The sequence below is a fragment of the Streptomyces longispororuber genome, from assembly GCF_014656095.1.
Taxonomy (GTDB): Bacteria; Actinomycetota; Actinomycetes; order Streptomycetales; family Streptomycetaceae; genus Streptomyces; species Streptomyces longispororuber.
This window is the reverse complement of record NZ_BNBT01000281.1, coordinates 1-4,393: the sequence shown is the minus strand read 5'-3', so window position 1 is coordinate 4,393 and position 4,393 is coordinate 1. Positions and strand designations below refer to the sequence as shown.

Here is a 4,393-nt window from a genome sequence, read left to right as displayed (position 1 = left end):
CCTCGCCGTCGCGGCGCCCGCGCCGCCCGTGCTGGCCCCGGACGGCGCCGCCCCCGCGCGCCTGGCCGCGGCCGGTTCCCGCGGCGGGATGTCCGCCGCGCTGAGCGCGCGGGAGCACGCCTGGGGCACGGAGGCCTTCCTGCGGGTGCGGGACCCGGCGCGGCGGGGGGTGTGCGCGCTCGTGGCCGTGGGCCGCGACGGTGCCGAGGAGACGGTGACGACGTGGCGGGCTCCGGGGCGGCCGCTGTCGACGCACGGCGGTACGGCGCTGCGCCCTGACCGCATCGACCGGTTCGAGGTGCGCGGCGCGGGCGGCGCCCGTCTGCTCACGCTCCGCCTGCGGTGACCCGGGACGGCTCCGGGTCACTTCAGGAGGCGGGACAGGCGGCGGTCCGCGAGGGGCTTGCCGCCGGTCTGGCACGTCGGGCAGTACTGCAGGGAGGAGTCGGCGAAGGAGACCTCGCGGATGGTGTCGCCGCACACCGGGCAGGGCTCCCCCGCGCGGCCGTGGACGCGCAGCCCCGACTTCTTCTCCGCCTTCAGGCGCGCGGCGGCCAGGCCGCGCGAGCGGGCCACGGCCTCGGTGAGGGTCGTGCGCAGGGCCGCGTACAGGCGGCCGGTCTCCTCGGGGGTGAGGCGGTGCGCGAGCTTGAAGGGCGACATGCGGGCCGCGTGCAGGATCTCGTCGCTGTAGGCGTTGCCGATGCCCGCGATCAGGCCCTGGTCACGCAACGCGCCCTTGAGCTGCCGCCGTTCCGCGGCGAGCAGCTCGGCGAGGCGCTCCTCGGTGAAGCCGTCCGCCAGCGGGTCGGGGCCCAGGCGGGCGATGCCGGGCAGCGCCGCGGGCTCGTCCGTCACGTACACCGCGAGGCGCTTCTGCGTGCCCGCTTCCGTGAGGTCGAAGCCCGCGCCGGTCTCCAGGGCGACGCGCAGTGCCAGCGGGCCCTTGCCGGGGCGCGGGACGCCGCCCGGCAGCGGGTCCTGCCAGCGCAGCCAGCCCGCCCGCGCCAGGTGGGTGACCAGCCACAGGCCGTCCGCGTCGACGGCGAGGAACTTGCCGTGCCGGGCCACGCCCGTCACCCGGCGGCCTTCGAGGGCCGTCACCGGGGGGTCGTACGTCTTCAGGACGCTCACGGCGACCGGCAGCACGCGGACGATCTCGTGCCCGACCAGTTCCCCGGCCAGGAACTCCCGTACCGCCTCCACCTCCGGCAGCTCCGGCATCACGCACCTCGCTCTCGCGTCGGGCCCCGAGTGCATCCTGGCGCCACCGGCCGTCCGTCGCATCCGCGATCACGGTTCCTACCTGCGACGAACACGTGGCGTAGCCGTTCGGCGTGCGCGTGGCGCCGCCGCGCGTGAACCTTGACGAGATCCCACCACCGACCGAAGGAGATCACCGTGGGCATCAAGGACCAGTTCCAGGACAAGGCCGAGCAGCTCAAGGAGCAGGCGCAGAAGGCGCGCAAGGGCGGTCAGAACGAGACCTCCGAGCGCCGCCGCCAGGTCGAGGAGCGCGCCCGGGAGCGGAGCGAGCAGGGCCGGGAACGGCTCCGCGACGCCGCGGACGACGCGCGGGACCGCTTCCAGTCCTGAAACGGGCTGTCCTTCCGCACGCGAGTCTGTCTGTCGCGCCGGAGCCCCGTACCGAGCCGGTTCGGTACGGGGCTCCGGCGCGCCCGGTGGGGTTCAGCGTTCGGCGGACCGTGACGGCCGGGGGTTGTGATCCCGTTCACTCCGCGCCGCGCGTGGGGACGACGAACTCGCACCACACGCACTTGCCGCCACCCCGCGAGTCCACGCCCCAGACGTCCGCGAGCCGGTCCACGAGCAGCAGGCCGCGCCCGGAGACGCCGTCCTCGGAGGCCTCGCGCAGCCGGGGCAGGGCGCTGGAGGCGTCCTCGACGTCGACGCGCAGCCGGCGGTCGGCGGCGCTGACGACGCGCAGGGTCACGACGGCGGGCCCGTCGGTGTGCATGAGGGCGTTGGTGATCAGCTCGTCGGCGGCCAGCTCGATCTCGTCGGCGCGGCCCCGGGCGCCCCAGGCGCGGACGGCCGCGCGGATCATGTGCCGGGCCTCGGTGAGCGCCTCGGGGTCGCCCGGCGCGACGTGCTGCTGGAGCCGTCCGCCGGAGCGCGGCGCGTCCATGGTGCGGCGGCGCAGCAGGAGCAGGGCCGCGTCGTCGTCGCCCCGGCCGTCGTCGGCGTGGCCGCACAGCAGGTCGGCGAGGCGCTCCAGGTCGTGGGGTCCGGCGCAGACGAGTTCGGACAGCGCCTGGGTGCCGTCGTCGAGGTCGGTGCCTGGCTCCTCGACGAGGCCGTCGGTGTAGAGCAGCAGGGTGTGGCCGGGGTCGAGTTCGAGGGTGGTGACGGGGTAGTCGAGGCGGCCGAACTCGGCGGACAGGCCGAGCGGGAGGCCTCCGTCGACGGGGACGCGTCGGCAGGTGCCGTCGGTGAGCCGCAGCAGCGGGTCGATGTGCCCGGCGCGCACGAGCTGGACCACGCCGGTGGTCAGGTCGGCCTCGGCGTACAGGCAGGTGGCGAAGCGGTCGGTGTCCAGCTCGTGCAGGAAGCCGGAGGCGCGGGCCATGACGGTGGCCGGGGTGTGGCCCTCGGCGGCGTAGGCGCGCAGCACGATGCGGAGCTGGCCCATGACGGCGGCGGCGTGCGTGTCGTGGCCCTGTACGTCGCCGATGACCGCCCCGACCCGGCCCGCGGGCAGCGGGATGACGTCGTACCAGTCGCCGCCGACGTCGCGGCCGAGCGCGGCGCTGCGGTAGCGCACGGCGATGTCGGCGCCGGGCACGCCGGGGATGGTGCGCGGCAGCATCGCCTGCTGGAGGCTCTGCGCGAGGTCCTTCTCCTGCTCGTAGAACATGGCGCGCTGGAGGCTCTGCGCGATGCCGCTGCCGAGCGCCAGGATGACGTTGCGCTCCTCCACCGTGAAGCCGGTCTTGTCCTGGTAGAGCAGTCCGAGGGCGCCGATGGGGCGGGCCTGGGCGATCAGCGGCAGGTACGCGGCGGCGGTGATGCCCAGGTGCTCGATGTGCGGCCACAGGATGGGGTAGGACTCGGCGAACTCCCGCGGCGACTCGATGAAGCGCGGGGCGAGGGTGCGTACGGTCTCGCTCATCGGGTACGGCTCGTCGACGCGGGTCACGCGGGTGCCGGGCACGTAGCTGCCGGTGGGGCCCTCGGCGACGAGGCGGATCCGCCCGGACTCGACGAGGCCCATGACGATGTTGGAGGCGCCCAGGTTGGCCAGGCCGTGGGTGTCCTTGAGGACGTCGATGACGTCGGCGACGGTGCGGGCGTGGGCGAGGGCCGCCGTGGTGTTGCGCACGATGCTGGTGCGGCGGCGCCGGTCCACCTCGGCCTCGACGCGCTCGCGGTGGGCGGTGCTGTCGCTGAGCTCCCGGGTGGCGTCGCGCACGATGCCGACGATGCGCAGCGGCCGTGCGTCGGCGTCGCGCAGGATGTGGCCCTGGGTGTGGGTCCAGCGCAGCGTGCCGTCGCGGCGGCGGACGCGGAAGTACGTGCCGTAGGCGACGCTGCCGTCCTTCAGGGCGTGCGAGACCTGGCTGTCGATGCGGTGGGTCTCGACGGGCAGCACGCGGGGCGCGAGGCTCTCGGGCCGGTTGTCGAACTCGTCGGGGCGCAGGTCGAACAGCGCGAGGGCCTCGTCGTCCATGAGCAGCACCCGGGTCTCCAGGTCCCAGTCGAAGCTGCCCATGCCCAGGCCTGGCCCGTACGTGGCGAGGAAACAGCAGCCCGCGGCGGACGCGGAGCCGCCGCAGCAGCGCCGCATCGCCGCTTCGACACCTTCCGTGCCCGCGTCCATGGGCCCACGCTAGGCGCACCCCGCCGCGGTCGCACGTGGACGGCGTCGCCCCTGGTGGGAGGGGTTCGGGGGCTCTCCGGCACGTGGGGCGGCCGGGCGGGGCGGGGTGGTGGTGTCCGGCGGCAGCAGCGGGTTGCCGCAGGCGCAGCGCACCCGGGGCAGGCCGCGGTCGTCGACGAGGACGGCGGTGCGCGCCTGGAGCACGGCTTGGTGGCCGGTGGCGCGGCCGTCGCGGCAGCCGTGGCCGGTGACGCGGGTGTCGGCACGCGGCACGACGGGGGTGAGGCCGCGCAGATACGCCGGCACGCCGTCCGGGGCGGTGCGGTGCCCGCAGCCGCGGCGAAGGCCCGGGCCCTTGCCCGGTCGGCGGTCAGGTACCGGACTGGAGGGCGACGTCGCAGCTCCCGAGCCGGGGTGTGCCGCCGTACAGGCCGGGGGTGCCGCCCGCGAGGGAGCGCGGGCCCGGCCGGGGGCCGGTCGGCGACGGCTGCGGCGAACGGGTGACGGGCGCGGGGCCCGCCCCGGCCTCGGCCGTCGTCGCGGTGCAGGGGT

General features: G+C 75.8%; 4 protein-coding genes and 2 pseudogenes. 2 read left to right on the top strand and 4 right to left on the bottom strand.

Annotated elements, in window-relative coordinates; genetic code table 11:
* A pseudogene (locus IE330_RS37885) lies at positions 1-346 on the top strand (hypothetical protein); the annotation flags it as partial.
* Positions 347-363: 17 nt separating this feature from the next.
* On the opposite strand, the gene IE330_RS37880 reads toward IE330_RS37885, so the two are convergent.
* Positions 364-1,224, bottom strand: a complete 861-nt coding sequence (locus IE330_RS37880) for an Fpg/Nei family DNA glycosylase (RefSeq protein WP_190140724.1) — start codon at positions 1,222-1,224, stop codon at positions 364-366.
* 177 nt (positions 1,225-1,401) lie between these two features.
* Here IE330_RS37880 and IE330_RS37875 point away from each other — a divergent pair, with 177 nt between their 5' ends.
* Positions 1,402-1,596 (top strand): hypothetical protein, encoded by a 195-nt coding sequence (locus IE330_RS37875; RefSeq protein ID WP_190140723.1) that lies wholly within the window; start codon positions 1,402-1,404, stop codon positions 1,594-1,596.
* 136 nt (positions 1,597-1,732) lie between these two features.
* On the opposite strand, the gene IE330_RS37870 is transcribed toward IE330_RS37875, so the two are convergent.
* The 3 genes and pseudogenes from IE330_RS37870 to IE330_RS40125 form a co-directional block, all read right to left on the bottom strand.
* Positions 1,733-3,841: a SpoIIE family protein phosphatase gene (locus IE330_RS37870; protein WP_190140722.1), complete on the bottom strand. Its 2,109-nt coding sequence runs from the start codon at positions 3,839-3,841 to the stop codon at positions 1,733-1,735.
* Positions 3,842-3,850: 9 nt separating this feature from the next.
* Positions 3,851-4,147, bottom strand: coding sequence for a DUF6777 domain-containing protein (locus IE330_RS40130; protein ID WP_190140721.1), 297 nt, complete (start codon positions 4,145-4,147; stop codon positions 3,851-3,853).
* Positions 4,148-4,211: 64 nt separating this feature from the next.
* Positions 4,212-4,393: pseudogene (locus IE330_RS40125) on the bottom strand (DUF6777 domain-containing protein); the annotation flags it as partial.

What these genes read in the sequence shown, in the direction of transcription:
- IE330_RS37880 (WP_190140724.1), bottom strand. Translation starts at nt 1,224, where the DNA reads ATGCCGGAGCTGCCGGAGGTGGAGGCGGTACGGGAGTTCCTGGCCGGG.
- IE330_RS37870 (WP_190140722.1), bottom strand. Translation starts at nt 3,841, where the DNA reads ATGGACGCGGGCACGGAAGGTGTCGAAGCGGCGATGCGGCGCTGCTGC.